Source organism: Patescibacteria group bacterium (genome assembly GCA_034660655.1).
GTDB lineage: Bacteria > Patescibacteriota > Patescibacteriia > JAACEG01 > JAACEG01 > JAACEG01.
In genome coordinates this window covers 1-2004 of the sequence record JAYEJU010000051.1, presented here as the reverse complement: position 1 = coordinate 2004, position 2004 = coordinate 1, and the positions used below count along the sequence as shown (strand labels likewise).

Here is a 2004-nt window from a genome sequence, read left to right as displayed (position 1 = left end):
TTTTTGACAAAAATTAATTTTTGTGATTTAATAAAAATATAATTTATTTATTATTTTAGAAAGGAGCTGATAATAAAGTGCCGGAAATAAAAAGAAAACCAAACGAAGCTTTTGAATCTTTTTTTCGCCGTTTTACAAAAGCAATACAGCAGAGCGGAAAAATTATTCAATCGAGAAAAGTTAAATTTTTAGAAAAAGATAAAAGTAGAAATGAGCAAAAAAAATCTGCTTTACGCAAAATCGGGATTCAGAAAGAACAAGAATATTTAAAGAAAATAGGAAAATTTGAAGATAAAAAAAGATTTTGAAAGATCAATTTTTAATAAAATAAAAGATAGCCATTTTTCAACAGTAGGCTATTTTTTATTTATTAAAAATATGTTATAATATTTTTAACTGTGGAAAACTTTATACAGATTTAAAAATAAAAATGTTTATTTTCAAAAAACAAAAATTAATTTTTGTTATTGTGATAATTTCAATAGCTTTTTTTGCGTGCGCTAATTTTGTTTTCGCGCAAAATTTTGGAATGGATTATGCCTCTACCTTAGGGTTAGGAACACAAGGATTGAAAACAACATTAACAAAAATTGTTAAAACAGTTCTTGGATTTTTAGGAATAATAGCGATAATTGTAATTTTATATGGAGGTTTTATTTGGATGACTTCTGGGGGGAGACCTGAAAGAGTTGATAAAGCAAAAAAGATTTTAATTAACGGCGCGATTGGATTAACAATTATTTTGCTTTCTTTTGCTATTATTCAATTTATAATTTTTACTGTAACAGGCGGAAAGCCAACTGCGCCTGGCGACAATAGCAACGGCAACGGAGCTTTAGGCGCTGGCATTATTGAAAACGTTTATCCTGCTCCTGGACAAAGAGATGTCGCGCGGAATACAAAAATAGCCGTGACTTTTAAAGAGAGTATGAATCCAGAGAGTTTTATTTTTGACGCAAACGGCAATGGGATTTTGGGAGACTATACTGACACAAATGGCAACGGCATATTAGACGCTGGCGATATTTATGACACAATTGCTGTTGATAATTTAGGCAATCCAAATATTAAAATTGCTAAACGCGGAGAGCTTGCTTCAGGCCCTCTTATAACAGAAGTTTTTGTCAGTAAAACAATTGATAATAAAATTTTTGTGTTCAAGTCGATTGAACTTTTAGGAAATCCAACAGATAATACTTGGTATAGCGCCGAACTAACAAACAATTTAGAAAAAGCAAATAATGATCCAGCTTTCGGAGCTTTGGGTGGTTTTATTTGGTCTTTTGAAATTGGGACTTTTGTCGATCTTACGCCTCCGTATGTAAAAAGCATTTTGCCATCTGCTGGTGGAACATACGCTAAAAATGTTGTGATTCAAATACATTTTTCAGAAGCAATTGACCCGACTTCTATTATTGATACTAATATAATTGTTAGCGGAAATATTACAGCGCCAGTAGCGGGAACTTTATATATTTCAAATCAATATCGCACAGTTGAATTTTTAGGAAGCGCTTGTGGAATAAATTCTTGCGGTGATATAATTTATTGTTTGCCTGGAAGCGAAAATATTACAGTTAATATATTGGCGGCTGCCTTAAGCGGGGAACCTCCTATGGCAATGGGTCCTCCATATAACGGTATAGTTGATATGGTTGGAAATTCTTTAGATGGCAATCATAATAATTTAGCAGAAGGTCCGCCTGTTGATAATTATTCTTGGAATTTTAATACCACTAATGAAATTGAGCTTACAGAGCCTACTATTATTAGTATTAGCCCTAATATTGGAGATATAGGAACTACACTTAGAGATCCATTAGATGTTTTATTTTCTGAAATAATGATGTATAGTAGTTTAAGAAGTAATAATATAAAGATTGTAGCGCCTGTTGTTGATTATTGGATAACAGCGGAAAATCAACCGCCTGTTCTTCCTTTTCAAACAAGAGCTTTTATAAACCATAGCAGATTTAATACAGCAACAGATTATACTTCAGAAGT

At 32.0% G+C, this 2004-nt stretch carries 2 protein-coding genes; both read left to right on the top strand.

Features of this window, described 5'->3' with window-relative positions:
- The first annotated feature begins 77 nt into the window (after window positions 1-77).
- On the top strand, window positions 78-308 hold the full coding sequence (locus U9O55_03725; protein MEA2088920.1) for a hypothetical protein: 231 nt from the start codon (window positions 78-80) through the stop codon (window positions 306-308).
- Window positions 309-430: 122 nt separating this feature from the next.
- Window positions 431-2004, top strand: a 1574-nt coding sequence (locus U9O55_03720) for an Ig-like domain-containing protein (GenBank protein MEA2088919.1), incomplete at its 3' end; no start/stop codon positions are given.